This window comes from Capnocytophaga sp. oral taxon 878 (assembly GCF_002999135.1).
In the GTDB taxonomy this organism is placed as follows: domain Bacteria; phylum Bacteroidota; class Bacteroidia; order Flavobacteriales; family Flavobacteriaceae; genus Capnocytophaga.
In genome coordinates, this window is sequence record NZ_CP027229.1 from 1,294,908 (window position 1) to 1,316,890 (window position 21,983).

Below are 21,983 nucleotides of genomic sequence, written 5' to 3' on the forward strand. Positions count from 1 at the left end.
AATCTTATGAATATCAATATACCCGAAATAGAGTCTCTTTTAAAAGAAGGATGTAAACTAGCTGCTGTAAAGCTAGTGTTTGATGCCAACCGTGATAGTGGTATTGGCTTAGACGAGGCAAAGCACTTGGTAGAAGAGATAGAAAGAGGTAATGAACCTACACTACAGAATTTTAATAGGCAAAATGTGAGTAAGGCGCGCTATAGCATTAGCACCTTTAATGGCAAAACCGAAGTACGTTTTGCCAAAGATGGAGCTGCTTTGCAAGAAATCACTCCCGAAAGTCCGCTCTGGAATGATTTAAAAGAGGCTTTTCCTCAAAAAAAGGAAGAGTTTGCAATGTTAGAAAAGCAATACAAACAAGCCTATAATACTGAGGCGCTCCGCCCTGAGAATAGTTTATTCATAAGCAAAAACAAGAACAGTATTCCTCCCATTGTAGTGGTAAGTATAGCTGTAATTATAGTGCTTTTAGCCATCTTCCTACTATAATGAAAAAGTATTATGTAGTATGGGAAGGACACGAAACAGGTATATTCACTTCCTGGAATAAATGCAAAAAAGCTATTGAGGGCTACCCTTATGCCAAGTTCAAGAGCTTCCCTACAGAAGCTATGGCACAAAAAGCATATAGTGAGAATTTTGAACAGTACAAAGGTAAAAAGCTAAGCAATACCCCTACCCTTTCAGCTGCCGAGCTGCAGCGTATAGGCACTCCTATACTGCCTTCTATAGCTGTAGATGCAGCTTGCAGTGGTAACCCCGGGGTAATGGAATACCGAGGGGTAGATACCGAAACCCAAGCCGAAATATTTAGGCTACAGCCAATGAAGGACGGCACTAATAACATAGGCGAGTTCTTAGCAATTGTACACGCTTTAGCTTTCTTAAAGCAGCGTAACCTTACTATACCCATCTATTCCGATAGTCAAATAGCTATTGGCTGGATACGCCAAAAGGTATGCAAAACCAAAGTACCGCGCACCCCTCATAACGAAAAAATATTTGAGTTAATAGCTCGCGCCGAACAATGGTTACGTACCAATACTTACCCTAACCCTATCCTGAAATGGGAAACCCAAGCGTGGGGCGAATGTCCTGCCGATTTTGGACGAAAAGACAAATAAGAATGACAGACCTTACCCTTACGGTGCAAGCCACCTCTCACCCCGATATCATTAAGCTGGAAGCAAACCGCGCCTTAGTGAAAGGGAGTTATGAGTTTAAAAATATTGATGAAGCCAAAGGGGCTCCCCTCGCAAGGGAGCTCTTTTATTTGCCTTTTGTAAAAACAGTGTACATATCTAGCAACTTCATCGCCCTTAAGCGCTTCCCTATTATAGAATGGACTGATGTACAGGAAGAGGTGCGTGAGCAGGTGTTAATATACTTACAATCAGGGAAGGCTATTGTAAATAACGATGGAGGACAAGAAATAGCAACTACCGTATATACCGAAACTACCCCCAATCCCGCTGTAATGAAGTTTGTTCTGAACAAACGTTTAGTTCCTATCGTAATAGAATACAAAAACGCTACTGAAGCTACCGAGGCTCCTATTGCCTTAGCTTTGTTTGAGAACTTTCCGTTTATAACAGAAGTATTTTTAGATGATAACTATATATCACTTACCAAAAGTGATACGGAGGAATGGGAACAATACACCGCAGCTATAAGGCTATTTATCACCAATTATGCCAATGAAGGGCGTACTTTCATCAGTCAGGCAGAAATAAAAAAACAACAAGCCTCTGCACAAGCCTATTGGCTAAGCCAAACCACCAATGATGCTATTTCACAGCAAATAGCTGCTCTTATTGAGGAGCATATCAAGCCCGCAGTAGCCAGTGATGGGGGCAATATACAATTCATATCATACACCCCCGATACCTTCCTAGTACGTGTGTTGTTACAGGGGGCTTGTAGCGGCTGTCCTTCTTCTACCCAAACATTAAAAAAGGGTATTCAAGCACTTTTAAAAAGCAAATTAAGCAATCCAAAAATTCAAGTAGAAGCGATATAAATACATCTAAAAACTTGCATTATTAAGAAAAATATAATATCTTTGCGCCGTTTTTTAACGAAGATATGCAAATCTCACTCATACAGAAATATAATGTAGCCGGACCTCGCTACACTAGCTATCCCACCGTACCTTATTGGGAAAATGAGGCATTTACTACTGAAAAATGGTTGGATAGCTTGGCTAAATCATACAATGAAAGTAATGAACGTGAGGGGATTAGTCTCTATATACACTTGCCTTTTTGTGAGAGCTTATGCACTTTTTGCGGTTGCCACAAGCGTATTACCAAGCGGCATGAAATGGAGCAGCCTTATATTGATGCCGTACTAAAAGAATGGCAGCTGTATACAGCTCTTTTCACAACCAAGCCTATTATTAAAGAAATACATTTAGGAGGAGGTACACCAACCTTTTTTGCTCCTACCGAGTTAGAAAGACTTATTAATGGCATTTTTGAAAGGGCAGAACGTGCTGCTCATTATGAATTTAGCTTTGAAGGACACCCCAATAACACTACCAAAGCACACCTGCAAACTCTTTACCGCTTAGGTTTTAGGAGGGTAAGCTATGGAGTACAGGATTATTCGGCTAAGGTACAAAAAGCAATTCACCGTATACAACCTTTTGAGAAAGTACAACAAGCTACTGAGTTAGCTCGTCAAATAGGTTACACCTCAGTAAGTCACGATTTGGTTTTTGGGTTACCATTCCAAACTCTGGACGATGTACTCTTTACTATTGATAAAAGTAATAGTTTGCGACCAGACCGTATCGCTTTTTATAGTTACGCCCATGTACCTTGGATTAAAGGCAATGGGCAAAGAGGTTTTAAAGATGAAGATGTACCTACAGGCGAGGTAAAACGTCAGTTGTATGAAGAAGGAAAAGAACGCTTACTACAAGTAGGTTATGCCGAGATAGGAATGGATCACTTTGCGCTCCCTACTGATAGTATGTACAAGGCGTTCCAAGCACACCAATTGCACCGCAATTTTATGGGCTATACAGCATCAAAAACACAACTGATGATAGGCTTAGGAATGTCTGCTATTAGTGATAGTTGGTATGCTTTTGCTCAGAATGAGAAAGAGTTAGAAGCCTATTATGCAAGGCTTGAACGCAATGAAATACCTGTGTGCAAAGGGCATATCTTAAATAATGAAGATTTGATTATTAGGCGACATATACTAAACTTAATGTGCCAGTTTAATACTTCGTGGGAAGATGCCGCAATGCAGTTTGAAGGGATACAAGAGGTATTAGCTCGCCTTTCCGAAATGCAAAGTGATGGCCTGCTACAGATAAATAATGATAGTATTACCGTACCCGATGAGGGTAAACCATTTATAAGAAATATATGTATGGCTTTTGACCTGCGATTGCAGCGCAAAATGCCGAACACCAAAATATTCAGTATGACAGTATAAAAACATATTGTAAAAATATAGTGATTGAGTTTTTTAGTTAGTGATGAAAAGGGACAGTTGTGAAATTCGTCCCTTTTCTTTTTGTTATTTTGAAAAAAAGTATTACTTTTGCCCCCGAATTTAAATAATAAGTAAGTTTTTAACTAAAAACAAGTCATTATGGGATTTTTAAAAGAATTTAAAGAGTTTGCCGTAAAAGGTAACGTAGTTGATTTAGCCATTGGTGTTATCATTGGTAGTGCTTTTGGAGCTATTGTATCATCGTTAGTAGGTGATGTAATTACTCCTTTATTGCTTACTCCAGCTTTAGAAGCTACTGGAGCTAAGAATTTGGAAGGCTTAGTAGCGAATGGAGTAGCTTATGGTAAGTTCCTTGCTGCTGTTATTAACTTCTTGTGTGTGGCTTTTGTACTATTTATGATAGTAAAAGGTATCAACAAGATGAAGAAAAAGAAAGAAGAGGCTCCTGCTGCACCTGCTGGTCCTACTCAAGAGGAATTACTTGCTGAAATCAGAGATTTATTGAAAAATAAATAAGAAAAACTAAAGTGTAACCGCACACTACACATTTCAAAATTTATTTCTAATCTAAACCACGCTGAAAAAGCGTGGTTTTTTTATTCCAGTAAGTACTAACTGCTACACTTATACTCAACTGTAATTACCCTCTTACTTTCCTACTTTAATTCTATAGTCATCTTTAACTTATCCTTTGTTTATCCTTTGATAATCGGAGATGATTGTACAATAATACTTGTAAGTATTTCAAAACTTTCTTTCCGCTTTCACGTAATTTAAACCTTTATGTGATTGCCCCATTTTTTAAAAAAATATTTGTAAGTTCAGATTTATTTCATACTTTTGCGGCACTAAACATTAAATATATTTTTTATGGAAACAAAAGCTGATTTTAAAAGTATTGTTATTAAAAATGGACTCCTTTTAGGAGGTATTTCTGTAGCTCTTAGCATAATACAGTACCTAACTGGTATTATTTATTCAACTAATACAATGTTGAGTATTTTGACTGTGTTAGTAAGTATAGGACTTTTTATATGGTTTATTTCGGCAGCCATTCAGCAATACAAAGATGCTAATGGAGGTTTTTTAACTGTAGGCGAAGGGGTTAAAATAGGTGTTGTTGTAGCTCTTATAGCTGGAGTTATTGGTGGTGCATACGCTGTACTTTTAAACACTGTTATTGAGCCCGATTTCTACCAAAAAGTAGTTGCTTTAACTGTTGAAAAATTGGAAACCATGGGGGTTATGAATGAGGAACAATTAGAGGCTTTTGAAGCAGAAATGCTTAAAAGCAAGCCTTCAGTGGTATGGACATTCCTTTCACCTGTTATGTGGAGTACCATAGGGGGGCTTATTATAGGTGCTATTATAGGTGCTGTTAAGAAACAAAATAAAGATACAACTGCTTTTTAATAAGTAATATATAAAAACATTTTTAGCTTTGCCAAAGTAGTACACTTTGGCAAAGTTTTTGTTATAAGAGTGGCTGTTTTTGGGGCTTTTTGGAGGGGAGTTATTAATCGTTATTTTTTTTAATTGTTAATTGTGAAAGAGTTATTACAATTATTTGCAGAGAATACTGCTTACAAAGATTTATTAGCTGAAATTAAGGCAGAGCATAGTACCGTTGCCAATGGATTGGCGGGGGCTTCATTATCATTGCTTATTGCTAATGTATACGCCGAAACTAAGCGTCCGCTATTGGTGCTTTTGCCTGATAAGGAAGAAAGTGCTTACCTGTTAAACGATTTAGAGACCCTTATAGGAGAGCAAAAAGTGCTCTTCTTTCCTGATAGTTATCGTAGGCCATACCAAATAGAGGATACTGATAATGCCAATGTGCTATTGCGTGCAGAGGTGCTGAACCAGCTAAGCCATAGTACTACACCTTTGGTAGTGGTATCATATCCTGAAGCTCTTTTTGAAAAGGTTATCACAAGGAAGCAGTTAGAAGCAAATACTCTTAAAATAAGTAAAGGAGACCAGTTAACAATTGAGTTCTTAAATGAGGTATTGTTCTCATACAATTTTAATCGCACTGATTTTGTAACTGAGCCAGGTGAGTTCTCGGTTCGAGGTGGGATAGTGGATGTCTTTTCTTTCTCTAATAATGAGCCTTACCGTATTGAGTTTTTTGGCAATGAGGTGGAAAGTATCCGGACTTTTGATGTAGAGAGCCAACTATCAACAGCACAACTGAATGGGGTAACGATTATTCCTAATGTGGAAAACAAAGAAGGAGATGAGGTAAGGCAATCATTTTTGGATTACATCAGTGAGCGAACGCTTGTGATTACTAAAGAAATGAGTACTTTTGAGAGTAAAATAGATAAGCTATTTACCAAAGCTACTGATATTTATGAAAAACTTCCTAATGAAGTAAAACGCAGTGAGCCTGAGGTGTTATACTGCCAATCAGGGGTACTTTTAAAGCAGATAGAAGGCTTTCAGCAAATTACAGTAAACCTTCCTTCATCTTTTTCTAAAACAGAAAAAGAGATTCTTTTTAGCACAACTCCACAGCCTTCATTCAACAAGCAATTTGAGCTACTCATAGCTTATTTAAACGACAAACACGAGAAGGGTTACCAAAACTATATTCTTTGTGGTACGGAGCAGCAAGCTAAGCGTTTTAATGATATTTTTGAGGAGATGGATCAAAAGGTGCATTACCAAACAGCTATCTTATCCTTACACGCGGGGTTTGTAGATACCAAACGCAAACTAAATGTATTCACAGATCATCAGATATTTGAGCGGTATTATAAGTTTCAGCTGAAGAATGGGTATGCTAAAAAACAGGCTATCACCCTTAAAGAACTTATGCAACTGGAAGTAGGCGACTATGTAACCCATATAGATCACGGCATAGGTAAATTTGCTGGATTACAGAAGATAGAAGTAGAGGGCAAACATCAAGAAGCTATCAAGCTGATTTACGGTGACCGCGATGTGCTTTTTGTAAGCATTCACGCATTGCACAAAATTACTAAATACAACGGAAAAGATGGTAAACCTCCTAAAATATACAAGTTAGGTTCAGGAGCGTGGAAGGCACTGAAACAGAAAACCAAAGCACGGGTGAAGGAAATAGCCTTTAACCTTATTAAACTATATGCTAAACGCAAGGAAGCACAAGGTTTTGCTTTTGCACACGATAGCTATATGCAGAATGAATTAGAAGCCTCATTCCTGTACGAAGATACCCCCGACCAAAGCAAGGCTACCGCTGATGTAAAAGCTGATATGGAAAGTGCTAAACCTATGGATAGGCTGGTATGTGGTGATGTAGGCTTTGGCAAAACTGAAGTGGCTATAAGAGCTGCTTTTAAGGCTGTAGATAATGGCAAGCAGGTAGCTGTATTAGTACCTACTACTGTACTTGCTTTTCAGCATTACCAGACGTTTAGCCAGCGGATGAAAGACTTCCCTGTAAGGATTGATTACCTGAATCGTTTTCGTACTGCTAAAGAGAAAAAGAACATCTTGGAAGAGCTTGCTAAAGGGCAGTTAGATATTATTATTGGGACACACCAGATAGTAGGTGAAAAAATGCAATATAAAGATTTAGGACTGCTAATAGTAGATGAAGAACAGAAGTTTGGCGTAGGAGTGAAAGATAAACTCAAAACACTAAAAGAGAATTTGGATGTACTTACCCTTACTGCTACCCCTATACCACGTACCTTACAATTCAGCTTAATGGCGGCTCGAGACTTATCGGTTATTAATACACCACCACCTAACCGCTACCCTATAGACTCACAAGTAGTACCTTTTAACGAAGAGATAATACGCGATGGTATACGTTATGAAATTCAGCGTGGTGGACAGGTGTTCTTTATGCACAACAGAGTGGAGAACATTCAGGAAGTAGCAGGTATGATACAACGGCTTCTACCCGATGCTCGTATTGCAGTAGGACACGGGCAAATGGATGGTAAGAAATTGGAAGAGACCATGCTTGCCTTTATGGGGGGTGCTTACGATGTGCTGGTAGCTACTACTATTATTGAAAGCGGACTGGATGTGCCTAATGCTAATACTATCTTCATTAATAATGCTCATAACTTTGGCTTATCAGACTTGCACCAAATGCGTGGACGTGTAGGACGCAGTAACAAGAAGGCTTTCTGCTATTTTATTACCCCTCCGCTTGTAGCTATGAGTGATGATGCCCGCAAGCGTATTGAAGCTATAGCTCAGTTTTCGGACTTAGGCAGTGGCTTTAATATTGCAATGAAGGACTTGGAAATACGTGGTGCTGGTGACCTATTGGGCGGTGAACAAAGTGGTTTTATTAATGAAATAGGCTTTGAAACGTATCAGAAGATATTGCAAGAGGCTATTGTAGAACTGAAAGAGAATGAGTTCTCGGAACTATATCACACTGCTGAAGAGGATAAAACTTACCTTAGTGATACCCAAATAGACACTGATTTTGAACTGCTTTTTCCTGATACTTATGTAAATAGAGTAGCAGAGCGACTGAACCTTTACAATGAACTTAGTAACCTTACTACTGAGGAAGCCTTACAACAATATCAAAGTAATCTTATTGACCGTTTTGGCAAGTTGCCTTCACAAGCTATTGACTTACTAAATAGTGTGCGTGTGAAGTGGATTGCTACGCGCTTGGGCATAGAGAAATTGGTTATGAAAAACGGGAAGATGACAGGCTATTTCATTTCAGACCAGAACAGTCCGTTTTACCAAAGTGCGCGCTTCCAGAAGGTATTACTCTTCGTACAACGCTACCCCGACAAGTGCCGTATGCAGGAAAAAGAAACCCGCAACGGCTTACGTTTACTTCTTAATTTTGAGGGGATTAATAGCGTATATCAAGCTTTAAAAGTAATGCAAATGATAGAACAATAGGAAATCGGGGGGGAGTTATACCGATTTCCTATAGGTACGCCACCAGCGCTCGGGTATGGAGCCGCGAATGGCCTCTTCATAATCTTGAGGGAGGCAAGGCACTAAGCCCGATGGTACGTGGTTTTGTGGCCCTGAATACTTATCGCCGCCTGGTTTCATCCACCAGCGTTCGGTTTGTGTACTTTTAAAGAATTCTATTTGTATATCATCGATAGGGACGATGTATTTGGTGTAATTTTCATCGTTAATTACTGGCAATTCCTTAATACGGAAGTTGCTACCTTCACAGAAATACCATAGCATTTCGGCTACAAGTTGGCTTGCTAAATCGGTATTAGGAACTTCAAAAATACCCATTACTTGTACATTACTACTGATGCCTGCATAGCGTGTGATGGCGCATATTTCTCGGCTATTAAATCCATTGACATTACCCATAGCGAGCATATCTTTTGCTTGTACGCTGGTCATATCGATGCTTACGATATCGGCATCGCGCATGGCTGGCTCTATACTCTTCAAATCATTGGTTACATTACCTAATCGGATTGCTTCGAAGCACATTTTTTCTAACAAATCGAGTTCTTCTTGGGCTACATAGTAGGATTGGTAGCCTAAATTGGTAAAATCGAGCAAATTTACTGGGGGTTCGGATATGAGTCGGCTCATATAGGAGTTTTCGACGAATAACTCATCGGCGTTACCGAAGTCGAATTTAGCATCGACGCTTACGAGGTTTACCATTTGCTCGAGGCTATCGAAGGCGCGGTAGAGGGAGTAGGTGAACTCTTGAGAGCCTCCTACCACTACGGGTATGACGCCTTCTTTGATGAGCTGGGCTACAATTTGGCTGATGGCGAAGTGAGTTTGTTCGAGGGTTTCGCCTTGTGGTAGGTTACCTAAATCGGCGATATTGAAATCCCAATTTCCGACGAATAGGGAATAGAAGTGTTCGCGAAATCGGTTAAAGGATTGGCTGAGGGTATCGAGGCAGAAGAAGGCGATTTTGATATCGGTAAGATCGGGGATTCCGAGTGATGGGAGGTGTTTTTGTATGACGAACCCTACTTGTTGGGGTTTGTAATCTTCGGATATAAAAGTGTCATCAACGGGTTGTAGGTATGATAGTGACATATAATTTCTTTATAAGTTTTAATTTTTGTGGGCAAAGGTACAAAACTATTATGAATTAGCAAGTTTTAGGGGGGTGGTTTTGGGAGGTAGGGGCTTTTGTTGTGTTCTAAAACTATCCTTCGTTTATCCTTCGTTTATCCTTCGTTATTCGTTCGTTCAGTCTTTACTGATGTTGGGGGTATGTTATAAGGTGGGTGGAGGAGTATTATTTTGTGTTTGGGGGGTGGTTGGATTTTTTGTGGGGTGGGGTTATTGACAAAAAAGTAGATTAGGAAGTGTTGTTCCTATTTTTTTCCCAAATTGAGTTATACTTTTGCCCCTGTAAAACTTAAAAAACATATTGAACGATGAAAAAATTAGTATCATTAATTGCGACTTTTTTGTTAGTATTTGTAGCTGTACAAGATGTATCGGCTAGGGATTTTCCTATTACTTTTGATCAATTACCTGCTAATGCTCAGGCTTTTGTGAAGAAACATTTTAAGGTGACTGATATTGCATCGGTATGGAAGGATGATGATATTCATGACCAAGATTATAAAGTATATTTTAATAACGGTACTGAGATTGAATTTTATGCAAATGGTGATTGGGAAGAGGTGAGAGCTCGTACTGGTGTGATTCCTGCTGCTATTATTCCTAATGGTATTGCTACTTATGTAAAGAACAACTATGCTGGTGCTTCTATCTACAAAATTCAGAAAAAACGTTATGGTTATGAGGTAGAATTGACCAATGGTTTGGAAATGGAATTTGACACAAATGGTAGATTTTTAAGATTTGACAACTAATGAAAAAAGTTTTTTTAGCTGCTTTTGCAGTCTTAGCATTGACTTCATGCGCCCGCTTACCGCAGCCAGCTCGTAACTTTATAAGCACGCACTTTCCATACACTTCAATTAGAGAAGTTGAGAGAGAGTGGGATACTTATGGTTACTCGGTTGAATTGAGGGATCATACTGATCTTGAGTTCACTAAAACTGGTGATTGGGTAAAGGTGGAAGCTGAGGATGGGAATAGTATCCCGACGACTTTTTTCCCTCAGAAAATAGTTGATTATGTTACTCAACATGGTTTTATTATTGAGGGAATTAGGAAAACTAATATTGGCTATAAGGTAGATCTTATTGGCTCACATACTGATTTGTTTTTCAATCATAATGGAGAGTTGATGGGAAATTATTAATTGGCAAATTAGAGAATTAGCAAATTAGCGAATTAGCGAATTATCAGGCTAAATAAATATGCCGATTAGCAAATACAAATTTGCTGATTGGCATATTTTTTGTATTTTTGCATTGTGAAACGTATTATAATAAAATGATGAATACACTAAAAACATTATCGGCAGTAGTTTTTTCGCTCTTTACTTTTGGGGTGGCTACTGCTCAAGAGGAGGGACTTATACCTGTAGAGGGGCTTCCTGCTAAAGCGCGAAGTTTTATTAAAGAACATTTTGCGACTAATAGTATTGTATCGGTATGGCAAGATACTGAAAAGGGTGTGCGCAGTGAGTATACTGTGCTTTTTGCTAATGGTACTGAGGTGGAATTTTACCCTAATGGTGAATGGGATGAGGTAAAAGCGAGAAGTGGTGAGGTGCCTGCGAAAATTGTTCCTCATAAAATAAGCAAGTATGTACAGAAAAACTTTCCTAGAACTATTATTAAGGAGATTAAAAAGGGGCGTACTAAATACGAGGTAAACTTATCAAACGGTATTGAACTTATATTTAACCTAAAAGGTAAATTTATAAAAATAGACGACTAAAATGAAAAAAGGATTATTACTTATTGTGGCTGTTTTGAGTTTTGGCTTTGCAGCTGCACAAGATAAAAAAGTGGAATTTAATGACCTTCCTGCTGATGCTATTAACTTTGTACGTCAGTATTTTTTGGTAGCTGATATTGCCTCGGTATGGAAAGATACTGATTATAATGATGAGGAATACAGCGTGATTTTTAAAGATGGACTAGAAGTAGAATTCAATGGAGAAGGAGACTGGAAAGATATTAAAGTGCGCAGGGGTAGAGTGCCTAACCACGTAGTGCCTGAGAAGATATTGACACAAGTACAGGCTACTTTCCCTTTTGAATCAATTAAAGAAGTGTCGCGTAGCCTTAAGTATAAAAAATACGAAGTTGAACTTACTGATGGACAAGAACTGAAGTTTGATGAGCAGTTTAACTTTATTGGGATGAAATAATTTGTATCGTGCCCCTTGATGAAGGGGAAGGTGCAAATGTTCGGAATGAACTTTGCCAGAGTGTGGAACTTTGGCAAAGTTTTTTTATTAATTGTTACTTATTAATTATGTATGATCTTCTGATTATTGGTGGGGGTGCTGCAGGATTTTTTACTGCTATTAATGTAGCAGAAAGGCATCCGCACTTTAAGATTGCTATATTAGAAAAAAGTAAAGAAGTACTACAAAAAGTACGTATTTCGGGTGGGGGGCGTTGTAACCTGACTAATGCTACTTTTACCCCTGATGAACTTGTGAAGTACTATCCGAGAGGTAGTAAAGAACTGTTAAGCCCTTTTCATCGATTTATGTGTGGAGATACAATGGAGTGGTTTGAAGCACATGGAGTAGCTTTAAAAACTGAGCCTGATGGACGAGTGTTTCCTGTTTCAAATACTTCGGAAAGTATCATTAATTGTTTTTTGATAGAAATAAAAAAACATAGTATTGAGCTTTTTACCCAGCAAAATGTGCAAGCTATTAGCCAAACAGAAAACATTTGGGAGGTAGAGACCCCTACACACACGTATAAAGCACGTAAAATAGCTATTACTACTGGCAGTAACCCTAAGATATGGAAACTATTGGCTGGATTAGGTCATACTATAGTACCCCCTGTACCATCTCTTTTTACCTTTAATACTACTGAGAGGTGGGTAAAGGAACTATCGGGGATAGCAGTGACAGTTCGGTTGGAATTATTAAGTAAAGAAGGAAAGCACTTAAAAATAAGTGAGACAGCACCTTTACTTTTTACTCATACAGGATTTAGTGGTCCTGCAGTATTACGAGCATCGGCTTGGGGAGCAAGGATATTAGAAGGACTAAACTATGAATGTATAATGGTAGTAAATTTTACTGCTAATGCTGGTGAACCACTTAGCTATAACGAAGTTATGGCACAACTACAAGATGTAAAACAGCAACAAGGACGTAAAGTAGTACAGAATACTTCTTTATTCCAACTACCTAAACGCCTTTGGATAGGCTTACTAGAAGTAGCAGGTATTGCTCCGCAACAAGTATGGGCAGAAATAAATAAAGCACAGCTACAACAACTAGGCAAAGCTGTGAGTGCGCAAAGTTTTACTATTGAGGGAAAAGCTGCTTTTAAAGAAGAGTTTGTAACAGCTGGAGGAGTTAAACTCTCGGAAGTTAATTTCAAGACTTATGAAAGCAAACTCCTCAAAAATCTTTATTTAGCTGGGGAAGTGCTGGATATAGATGCTGTTACGGGTGGCTTTAATTTTCAAAATGCTTGGACCGGGGGATATCACATCTCATTAATGATGGAAGATTAGTAAGCAAAGAGTTTTTCAATAGCTTGCATAGTAGATGTTACATCATTACTTTGAGTGAGTATTACAATGCTAGTACCTACTATCACACCATCGGCATAGCGGCGCATAGTTTGTACATCGGTATTGGTTTTTATACCAAATCCTAAGGCTATAGGTAGCGAGGTATATTGCCTGATTTGCGTTATGAACTGTTCTAATCTGCCTAAATCAACTTGCTTGCTTCCTGTAACACCTAATGAGCCTACTGCATATACAAAGCCATCTTGGGCTAGGGAGGCTATATTGGGAATACGATTACCAGAAGTTACGCTTACTAACGGTATAAAGGCAATATTATAAGCGTTTAGTAGGCGGGCTACTTCGGTAGCTTCTTCATAAGGCAAATCGGGGATAATCATACCCTTAATACCTGCTTCGGCACTCTTCTTAACAAAATTTTCTAAGCCATAAGCAAATACAAGGTTATAATACACTAAAAATATAAGGGGCTTATGTACTTTGCTCTTTACAGAATTAAGAAGGTTAAAAACTACATCGGTAGTAACACCTGCTTGTGATGCAGCAAATGAGGCTTCGGCTATGTGTTTGCCATCGGCTAAAGGATCGGAGTAAGGTATACCTATTTCCAACATATCAATAGCAGAGTCATCTAACTTACTAAGAAACTCTTGAGTAAAAGCTATGTTAGGATAGCCTGCAACAATATAGCCGATATTTACTTTCTTCTTTTCGGCAAAAATATCTGTAATGTTCTTATTCTTCATAATGTTCTCCTTTTAATACTGAAAATACAGTGTGCATATCTTTATCGCCCCTGCCTGATACATTTACTATAATAGTTTGTTTGGGTTCGGCAGGTAATTTGGGGCATAAATGCTGTAAGTAAGCTAAAGCGTGGGCACTTTCAATAGCAGGGATAATACCTTCGGCACGAGTAGTACGCACTAAGGCATCCATAGCTTCGGCATCGGTAATGGGGGTGTAAGTAGCCTTACCACTTTCAAAAAGATAAGCGTGTTGAGGGCCTACCCCAGGATAATCGAGTCCAGCTGAAATAGAATGTACAGGGCTTATTTGTCCGTATTTATCTTGCAATACATAGGTTTTCATTCCGTGAATGATACCCTCTTTGCCTAAGGTAAGAGTAGCAGCATGCATATTGGTATTGATACCATAGCCACCAGCTTCTACTCCATAAAGGTGCGTAGTATCATCATCTAAAAAGCCGGAGAAGATACCAATAGCATTGCTTCCCCCTCCTACACAAGCAATAACATGATCGGCGTGTTTGCCTAAAGAAGTGAGTTGCTGACGACATTCTTTACCTATGATAGATTGGAAATCTTTAACCATTGAAGGGTAAGGGTGAGGGCCTACCGCTGAGCCTATAACATAGAAAACTGTTTCAATCTCGGCTACCCACGATTGGATAGCAGCGGTAGTAGCTTCTTTAAGTGTTTTAAGTCCTTCATTGATAGCAACTACTTTAGCTCCTAAAAGCTCCATACGGAAAACATTTAATTTTTGGCGTTCCATATCGACAGCTCCCATATAAACATCACATTCTAGACCTAAGAGAGCCGCTGCAGTAGCTGTTGCCACCCCATGTTGGCCAGCACCAGTTTCGGCTATAACCTTTTTCTTACCCATACGTTTGGCAAGGAGTAGTTGCCCCAAAGCATTATTAATTTTATGAGCCCCTGTATGGTTTAGGTCTTCACGTTTTAGGTAAATATCGTGACCATAAAGGACACTTAGTTTTTTGGCGTGATATAGAGGAGTAGGTCTGCCCACATAGTTTTTGAGCAAGTCTTCAAGTTCGGCCTGAAAAGAAGGATCGGCTTTGGCTTTTTGGTATTCGGTTTCTAGTTCGATAAGAGCGAACATAGCTGTTTCGGGCACATACTGTCCACCAAATTTTCCGAAGTAAGCCTTTTTATTATTAGGTTTTGTATTCATTTATATATTTTTTATCAAATCAATTACAAGAGAACGGTCTTTACGATTATGAAGTTCTACCTTGCTATTCACATCTAATACTGCTGGGTGATAGGTTAGTGCTTCCGGCACGTGGGTAGCCTCAATGCCACCTGCTAAAACATAGGAGTATGGTGACATAGTTTTTAGTATTTCCCATTTAAAGCGAGTGCCGTTACCACCTTCGGAAATGCCTTTGGTATCGAATAAAGGATATTGAATATAAGGCTGATAGGGAGTAATATCAGGTAAAATATCGTATACTGAAAAGACTTTCCAAAGAGTGTAGCCTGCGCTGTGTAAGGTACTACAATCTTCAACGCTTTCATTGCCATGTAGTTGCAGTATATCAATGTTTGTTTGTTGCTGAATTTGTTGTAGTTCGTGTATAGGGGTATTCACAAATACCCCTACTGCCAGTTTGCCAACTGAGTGTATTTCAGTAACTATATCTTTTGCTAAATCCACGCTCACATAACGCGGACTTTTAGGCGCAAAGATACAGCCGAAGTAATCAATAGGCAAATCCTTCAGTTCTTGGATTTCACTAAGAGAGCGAATTCCACATATTTTTAGTTGAGTGGTCATTTGTAAAAATACTGGTCTATATCAATCTCACCATTGAGTTGATGAAGTATATCAAGAATAGTAGTTTCAAAAGTCAAAGCTGCATTTATTTCATAGTGATTTACACAAAACTGTAATTTAGAGGTGAGTTGATGATCTTTGATAAAAGCTGAAAGTTCTTTTAAAACAGGTTTTACCATTTGCTCAAATTCAGCTAAACAATCTTCAACAAGCAATGTTTCTATAGGAGCAAATTTGTATTCCCAAAAAGTTTCTTCACTAATGCGATACTTCAGTTGGTCTCCTTTATAGGCTTGATCTGTAGGAGTTACTCCTATAATGCGAGTGAGTTGCTCAATATCAAACATTTCACCATACACAATAAAAGTAAGTTTTATATTAGTTTTTTCTTTTGTCATCTTATCTCTCGTAATTCGTCATTCGTCTCTCGTCATTCGTTCCTCGTCATTAAAAAATCTCTCCTTTCATCAGTGCTTCTCCTATTAAAAGAGCATCAACGCCTAAACTTTCGGCATATACAATATCTTCTTTACTGTGATAGCCACTTTCGCTTACTATCAATAGTTTTTCTCGTTGGCTTTTGGGAATTGCTTTGAGTAGTTGCTCTGTTGTTTTTAGCGATACCTCAAAAGTATTGAGGTTGCGATTATTGATACCTAAGAGTTCTAAATCAGGCACTTGTAAAGCGCGTTGTAGTTCTTCTTTATTGTGAACTTCTACTAATACTTCTAAATCCAAAGAATGTGCTAACAGATGCAAGAACATCAGCTCATCATCAGTAAGCATACGTACAATCAGCAAAATTGCCGAAGCTCCTAAACTCTTGGCGTGGAATACCTGAAAAGGGGTATAGATAAAATCCTTGCGGAGGATAGGCATCATAGGGAAAGCTTTGGCTACAATGGGAATAAAAGCGTTATCTCCCTTAAAGTGAGCTTCTTCAGTGAGGATAGAAAAGGCAGCTACGCGGTTATTTGCGTAGTGTTGAGCTTGCTTTAGAAGGTCGAAATCTTCTGTTGCTATTTGTCCTTTAGAGGGAGAAGCACGTTTGATTTCACCAATAATGCTAATACCAGGTTGTTGTATAGCCTGCGTTAAATAAGGGCGCGCCCATTCTTCTATTTCACGATGTAATTGTATTTCGCGTTGTTCTTTGATTTTTGAAAGAATATCCATAATTAGACAGTGTTATACTAATGTGATACTAATTAATAAATTTGCTAGCATACTCCCACACTTTACCACTACGCAAGGCTTCTTCAATAAGAGGTTTGGCATTAATAGGGTGAGGTACTACATTGGCTGCATAAAGAGCAAACATAGCATTTAAGATTACAATATCGGCTTTGGGGCCATATTCATCACCTTTGAGAGTGCGGCGGAGTATTTCGGCATTTTCTTGTGGAGTACCTCCTTGTATATCTGAATGAAAAGCACGTTTAAAGCCAAACATTTCGGGAGTTATGGTGTACTCCAATATTTGGTTATTTTTTACTTCGACTATTTTGGTTTCGTCGCAAAGAGTTATTTCATCTAAACCATCATTACCACGTACTACCAAAGCGTGTTCTCGGCCTAATAACTGTAGTGTTTCGGCATAGAGGCGCATAACAGGTTCGCGGTATAGGCCTACCAATTGGTATTTCAGTTTGGTATTGGGGTGCAATAGAGGGCCGAGTACATTAAACACTGTACGGATACCCAAGCGCTGGCGTACCTCACGCACTTCGCCTACCAAAGGGTGGAAGAAAGGAGCGTGAAAGAAAGCTAAGCCATTTTTATCTAATCCGTCTAACTGTTTCATTAAATTGGACTCCATAGTGAGACCCAATTGGGCTAACACATCGGTACTACCACTTTGGCTAGTAACAGAGCGATTACCGTGTTTGGCTACTTTTACCCCCATAGCCGCTACTATAAAGGCTACAGTGGTAGAGATATTAATGGTTTTAAGTCCGTCGCCACCAGTGCCGCAAAGATCAATCATAGAACTAGAATCGGCAAAGGTAGTGCTATAAGCTAAAATATTACGTACAAAAGCAGTAAGCGATTGTGGGTACAGGCTCTTCTCACTGATAAGCACCAGCAAAGCCCCTAACTGTACAATGTCATACTGCTTGCTATGTAATACGGCACATATTTCTTTAAAATCAGTATCGCGCAAGGGCTGGTTATCCTGTAATTTTTTCAGAGCTGTTTTGAACACCTCATTGGCATAAGAGAGGGCTTTCTCATTAGAACTATGAGCTGCAGCGGCTACAGGCTGTGTACCTACTATAAAATTCTTAATAATATTCTTCCCATACTCTGTAAAGAACGATTCGGGGTGAAACTGAATGCCGTGAATGGGTTTGGTTTTATGCTGTAGTGCCATAATGATACCATCATCGGAAAGGGCTGTTACGGTGAGTTCCTGTGGGAGAGTATCCTTATCGACATATAACGAGTGATAGCGCATTACGCTAAACTGCTGGGGTAATCCTTTAAAAAGTAGTGCCTGAGGGTCGGTAACTGTAAGGGTTGAAGTTTTGCCGTGTAAAGGTACTTCGAGCCGCTTAATAGTAGCCCCGTGCACTAAGCCAAATGCTTGATGCCCTAAGCAAATGCCCAAGATAGGTATATCGGTAATTTGGTTAAGTATTTCAAGGCAAATACCACTATCATTAGGATGTTTAGGGCCTGGTGAAAGCACAATACGTGAAGGCTTAAGGGCTTGTATTTGAGCAAGAGTAAGCTGGTCATTACGCACAGTACGCACCTCCTCATCGGTGAGTTCGGAGAGGTATTGGGCTACATTAAACACAAATGAATCATAATTATCTATAAGTAATATCATAGGTTTCAGGAGTTAGGGATTAGGAGTTAGGGGTTAAGGTACAGTTTTTTTCAAATACTTTTAATACAGAGGCTCTTTTGTGCTGGATTTCGGCATATTCTTTTTCTTGGGTGGAATCATACACTATGCCTGCGCCTGCTTGGATAAACACGCGGGTGTTATCGGTATTAAGAAAGTCGGTTTTTTCAAAGAAGGCACTGCGTATTACAATAGCTAACTGTGCATTGCCATTAAAATGCAAGAAGCCTATGCCCCCTCCGTACACATTACGGCGGTAGGACTCCAGTTCGGCTATGATTTCCATTGCACGTATTTTAGGAGCACCGCTAAGGGTACCTGCAGGGAATACTGCCCCAATCACCTCAAAAAGGGATATCTCCTTGCGCTTTCGTCCGTACACATCGGTTACAATATGCATAACGTGCTCTAACTGCTTGATGTGCATCATATTCTTTACCTGTACAGTACCTTTTTCGGCAAAGCGCCCTATATCATTACGAGCTAAATCGACTAACATACGATGTTCGGCACACTCTTTAGGGTCGGACAATAGTTCTTGTGCTAAGAGGGCATCGTGATTGGCATCAGTACCGCGCTTACGTGTGCCAGCTATAGGGGCTATGTATATAGTATCGGAATTGATTTCGACTAATATTTCGGGACTTGAACCTACCACCTCACCATAAGGTGTGGGGAAGTGAAACATATAAGGCGAAGGGTTTGCCTTGCTGAGCAACTTATAGAACTGTAGGGAATCTAGATTACTTTCTAAACAAAGCTGCTCACTAAGTACTACCTGAAATATATCGCCAGCGTGTAGGTACTCTTTAGCTTTTTCAACTACCTCATAAAAGTGTGCTTGCTCCTGATTGAGATTGGTAGAGATGCGATAATAAGGCTTGGGGGAGGGAGTATCCGCTTGGGGTTCTTCCTCTAAAAAGCTAAAATACTGCTGCTCATCACCGTAAAAAGAGTATACCTTATTGACTTTGGAATAATGTAAATAAGCCTTTGCGTTGGCAAACACAAAGGCGGGGAAGTTATACTGAGCTGTATCTTTTTGGGGAATATTTTCAAAGAAATGAATAGCCTCATACCCTAATACCCCGAAGAGCCCTGCGAAGGGAGCTATGGGAGTTTGCTGCTGGTAATAGGCTTGGAGTGAGGCATAATTATGGCTATAAGCGTCAAAATACTCACAATCTATACCAATGATAACCTGCTGATTATCTTCGGCTAGGTATGAATTTTTGTAATGCTTACGTATGATTGTATAATAATATAAAGGTTCTTTAGTATGCATAAAATATTACTTTTGGAAGGGCAAAGATACAAAAAAATACTAATTTATCAATTAAAAATCACCGTAATTTACCTGAAAACAGGGTAGGTTAAGTTCTTTTCGCCACATATCAACGACTTGGTTACGGTCGTCCAAAAGGAATTGCACAAAGTATTTACCTTGAATTTCGGCTAAGAAAAGTTCTTTTTTGATGATATTATCTTTTCGGAAATCATTGGTAGTGCGCATTAGCAGCAAGTCATAGCTTATTTGGTGCTTGGTAAGGAAGCGCACGGTAGGCTCGCGGAACTTATCTTCACGCCCTGAAAGTAGGATTATTTTGTAGTCTTGAGCTTTTGCCATTTGGAGAGCTGCTGCTACGGGCTCATTAAGGAGATCGTTATCACAGGTAGCTGCATTGTAGGGGTCGCGACCATTGAGCAAAGAGAGGGTACCATCTAAATCACAAATTATGGCTTTGGGCAGAGATGTATCCTGTGTGCTATAGCTAATGGAGGGCTGTACTATCTGGCGAGGTATGGGGTTAAAATCAAATTTTTCCATAGCGTGCTGGAGGTTGGCTACGTTTTTTTCGACCACGCTTTTGGGAATGTATTTACCTGTTTCGGTATAGCGCTTATCACAGCGTTTTACGAGGACATCGGCAGGAAGGTTAAATACCTTGAAGCTGATATCGGCGTGAGGGGTGTAGGTGCTTACCATATCTTGGATAGTGCGGAGTGAAGTGTTGGTAGCATCAAGCACAACATTAGTACCCCCTTTTAGAAGGGCGAGTACAGACGCCTCGACCATTTGGCTGATTCGTTCCTCATAGAAAGGAATCATCAGGGAATCGCCGAACTGCATTAGGCGAAAATCATCACGGTTTACGCGTATCCAATTATCTTCGGTACGCAAAAAGTAACGGGCGAAGGTAGATTTACCTGAACCGGGAGCGCCCACCAATATAAGTAATTTACTCATAATCTGCTATCTAACTGATTTTCTATCTCTTCGCCCAAGATGCGGTCGAGTACTAAGTTTTTAAATTCGTAATTTTCTTCGTGGATATCGGAGTAGGGAGTTTGCAAGAGTTTGGCATTGATAGCCCAGTCGTTGATTGAGCATTTGAGTTTGCCTTTGATATTGCGTTTGCTAATTTGTTCGGCTAATCGGTCTTGAAAATCGACTCCGTATATAAGGGTGAGGTAGTTATTATTGCGTACCTTAAAGGCAGGAGGCATTGAAGGCAAGAAAGCTGTTCGAGGCTTAATAACTACGCCTTCTTCGTTGTGATTGGTGAGTTCATCGACCCAAGCGCGTATTTGGGGGTACTTGGCTTGGAGTTCGGCTTCGTTGGCAAAGGTGTAATGCAAGAAATCATCGTCATTCACCTGGGCAAAGGTAAGGTTATCATTGACAAAGAGTTCGGAACCATCGTCATTAATTTGCTTAAGGATATTGAAAGGCTTAAAGTAGACTTGAGCCTCGGTGCCGAAGACATCTAACTGCTGCTTAAAGAGGTTAATATTTGCCTGATAATTAGGCAGATTAAGCATTTTAAAATCACGTACTGACTGGTACTGGCGTATGATGTGTGTAGGGTATTTGTCTTTGAGTTCTTTGCCTGAGAGTTTTTTGGCATCGGCGATGAAGGCCAGATACTCGGGTTTTTGGCGTATGGCTTCTATTTTTTGGTACAAATCACTATTTTGCAAGTAATTACAGTGTATGTGGTGAGAAATGTAATAGGCTGAAAACTCGTTGGTAATGAGCCCTTTACCTAAAGCAGACCACGGCATCAGTTCGGACTGAATGATGCGTAGGGATACCCCTTCCCAGTTAAGACGCTGGTGCAGCCCTGTGAGAGCAGGCATCCATAAGTGAGGTTTTAGATGGTTGATTTTATAGCCGTTACGGCTTACTAAATAGCTATTTTCCAGTTCTTTATGCAGGTAAATATCACAATAAGAACCCATATATTTTTTTTGGATTAGCAGTTCATTTACGCCGTGTTGTACGAACCAGAGCAGCCCTTCATAGAGGCTCTCGATTTCATTGTTTTCGGGAGCTTTGGGGGCTGGGGAAATAGTAGGTGAAAAGGCGTTGATTTTGTTTTTGCAAAACCAATCGATACGTTTTTTTATGAGTAGTTTATCGTCCATTTTAGGGGTAGGGGGCTAAGGATTGATATTAGGCTGCAAAAGTAGTAATAATTTGGGGAATAGCAAATTTTTATTGGGATAATGGAAAAGAAAGAAAATAAGG

22 protein-coding genes are annotated in these 21,983 nt (G+C 39.4%); 12 read left to right on the plus strand and 10 right to left on the minus strand.

Translation table 11 applies throughout. The features are described 5' to 3' along the window. The first annotated feature begins 6 nt into the window (after positions 1-6). The 7 genes from C4H12_RS06075 (at position 7) to mfd (ending at position 8,352) form a co-directional block, all read left to right on the plus strand. On the plus strand, positions 7-492 hold the full coding sequence (locus tag C4H12_RS06075; protein ID WP_106098114.1) for a hypothetical protein: 486 nt from the start codon (positions 7-9) through the stop codon (positions 490-492). After that, positions 489-1,127, plus strand: coding sequence for a viroplasmin family protein (locus C4H12_RS06080; protein ID WP_174688430.1), 639 nt, complete (start codon positions 489-491; stop codon positions 1,125-1,127). Before C4H12_RS06075 ends, C4H12_RS06080 begins: the two co-directional genes overlap by 4 nt. Positions 1,128-1,129: 2 nt before the next feature. Next, positions 1,130-2,023: a NifU family protein gene (locus C4H12_RS06085; RefSeq protein ID WP_106098116.1), complete on the plus strand. Its 894-nt coding sequence runs from the start codon at positions 1,130-1,132 to the stop codon at positions 2,021-2,023. 65 nt (positions 2,024-2,088) lie between these two features. Then, on the plus strand, positions 2,089-3,453 hold the full coding sequence (gene hemN / locus C4H12_RS06090; protein ID WP_106098117.1) for an oxygen-independent coproporphyrinogen III oxidase: 1,365 nt from the start codon (positions 2,089-2,091) through the stop codon (positions 3,451-3,453). Between the two features lie 159 nt (positions 3,454-3,612). Further along, on the plus strand, positions 3,613-3,990 hold the full coding sequence (mscL, locus tag C4H12_RS06095) for a large conductance mechanosensitive channel protein MscL (protein ID WP_106098118.1): 378 nt from the start codon (positions 3,613-3,615) through the stop codon (positions 3,988-3,990). Positions 3,991-4,344: 354 nt separating this feature from the next. Further along, on the plus strand, positions 4,345-4,887 hold the full coding sequence (locus C4H12_RS06100) for a DUF4199 domain-containing protein (RefSeq protein WP_106098119.1): 543 nt from the start codon (positions 4,345-4,347) through the stop codon (positions 4,885-4,887). A 132-nt stretch (positions 4,888-5,019) separates the two neighbouring features. Then, entirely contained in the window at positions 5,020-8,352 is a 3,333-nt protein-coding gene (gene mfd / locus C4H12_RS06105) for a transcription-repair coupling factor (RefSeq protein ID WP_106099442.1), read from the plus strand. A 15-nt stretch (positions 8,353-8,367) separates the two neighbouring features. Here the strand turns inward: mfd and C4H12_RS06110 are convergent, their stop codons facing one another. After that, positions 8,368-9,486, minus strand: coding sequence for a formimidoylglutamase (locus tag C4H12_RS06110; RefSeq protein ID WP_106098120.1), 1,119 nt, complete (start codon positions 9,484-9,486; stop codon positions 8,368-8,370). A gap of 347 nt (positions 9,487-9,833) precedes the next feature. On the opposite strand from C4H12_RS06110, the gene C4H12_RS06115 reads away from it, so the two are divergent. The 5 genes from C4H12_RS06115 to C4H12_RS06135 all read left to right on the plus strand — a co-directional run bounded on the left by C4H12_RS06115 (position 9,834) and on the right by C4H12_RS06135 (position 13,032). Further along, positions 9,834-10,277 carry a PepSY-like domain-containing protein gene (locus C4H12_RS06115; RefSeq protein ID WP_106098121.1) on the plus strand — a complete coding sequence of 148 codons (444 nt, stop codon included), beginning with the start codon at positions 9,834-9,836 and terminating at the stop codon, positions 10,275-10,277. Further along, positions 10,277-10,672 (plus strand): PepSY-like domain-containing protein, encoded by a 396-nt coding sequence (locus C4H12_RS06120; RefSeq protein WP_106098122.1) that lies wholly within the window; start codon positions 10,277-10,279, stop codon positions 10,670-10,672. The genes C4H12_RS06115 and C4H12_RS06120 overlap by 1 nt, the downstream gene beginning before the upstream one ends. Positions 10,673-10,809: 137 nt before the next feature. Next, on the plus strand, positions 10,810-11,256 hold the full coding sequence (locus tag C4H12_RS06125; RefSeq protein ID WP_106098123.1) for a PepSY-like domain-containing protein: 447 nt from the start codon (positions 10,810-10,812) through the stop codon (positions 11,254-11,256). Between the two features lies 1 nt (position 11,257). Next, positions 11,258-11,692 (plus strand): PepSY-like domain-containing protein, encoded by a 435-nt coding sequence (locus C4H12_RS06130; protein WP_106098124.1) that lies wholly within the window; start codon positions 11,258-11,260, stop codon positions 11,690-11,692. Between the two features lie 107 nt (positions 11,693-11,799). Then, complete coding sequence (locus C4H12_RS06135; protein ID WP_106099443.1) at positions 11,800-13,032, plus strand: NAD(P)/FAD-dependent oxidoreductase; 1,233 nt, start codon at positions 11,800-11,802, stop codon at positions 13,030-13,032. Here C4H12_RS06135 and trpA read toward each other — a convergent pair. From trpA to C4H12_RS06180, 9 genes are read right to left on the minus strand one after another with little or no spacing between them, the layout of a single operon-like run. Continuing rightward, a complete protein-coding gene (gene trpA, locus C4H12_RS06140; protein WP_106098125.1) occupies positions 13,029-13,796 on the minus strand; it encodes a tryptophan synthase subunit alpha in 768 nt (255 codons plus the stop codon). The two genes, C4H12_RS06135 and trpA, sit on opposite strands and share 4 nt — an antisense overlap. Further along, entirely contained in the window at positions 13,786-14,991 is a 1,206-nt protein-coding gene (gene trpB / locus C4H12_RS06145; RefSeq protein WP_106098126.1) for a tryptophan synthase subunit beta, read from the minus strand. The genes trpA and trpB overlap by 11 nt, the downstream gene beginning before the upstream one ends. Beyond that, positions 14,992-15,597 carry a phosphoribosylanthranilate isomerase gene (locus tag C4H12_RS06150; protein ID WP_106098127.1) on the minus strand — a complete coding sequence of 202 codons (606 nt, stop codon included), beginning with the start codon at positions 15,595-15,597 and terminating at the stop codon, positions 14,992-14,994. Then, positions 15,594-15,995 (minus strand): DUF4279 domain-containing protein, encoded by a 402-nt coding sequence (locus tag C4H12_RS06155; RefSeq protein WP_106098128.1) that lies wholly within the window; start codon positions 15,993-15,995, stop codon positions 15,594-15,596. The genes C4H12_RS06150 and C4H12_RS06155 overlap by 4 nt, the downstream gene beginning before the upstream one ends. Positions 15,996-16,044: 49 nt before the next feature. Next, a complete protein-coding gene (locus tag C4H12_RS06160; RefSeq protein WP_106098129.1) occupies positions 16,045-16,773 on the minus strand; it encodes an indole-3-glycerol phosphate synthase TrpC in 729 nt (242 codons plus the stop codon). Positions 16,774-16,801: 28 nt separating this feature from the next. Beyond that, complete coding sequence (gene trpD / locus C4H12_RS06165) at positions 16,802-18,433, minus strand: anthranilate phosphoribosyltransferase (RefSeq protein WP_106098130.1); 1,632 nt, start codon at positions 18,431-18,433, stop codon at positions 16,802-16,804. A 19-nt stretch (positions 18,434-18,452) separates the two neighbouring features. Beyond that, entirely contained in the window at positions 18,453-19,736 is a 1,284-nt protein-coding gene (locus C4H12_RS06170; RefSeq protein ID WP_106098131.1) for an anthranilate synthase component I family protein, read from the minus strand. Positions 19,737-19,787: 51 nt separating this feature from the next. After that, entirely contained in the window at positions 19,788-20,699 is a 912-nt protein-coding gene (locus tag C4H12_RS06175; protein WP_106098132.1) for an AAA family ATPase, read from the minus strand. Continuing rightward, positions 20,696-21,880 carry a hypothetical protein gene (locus tag C4H12_RS06180; protein WP_106098133.1) on the minus strand — a complete coding sequence of 395 codons (1,185 nt, stop codon included), beginning with the start codon at positions 21,878-21,880 and terminating at the stop codon, positions 20,696-20,698. The genes C4H12_RS06175 and C4H12_RS06180 overlap by 4 nt, the downstream gene beginning before the upstream one ends. Between the last annotated feature and the right edge of the window lie 103 nt (positions 21,881-21,983).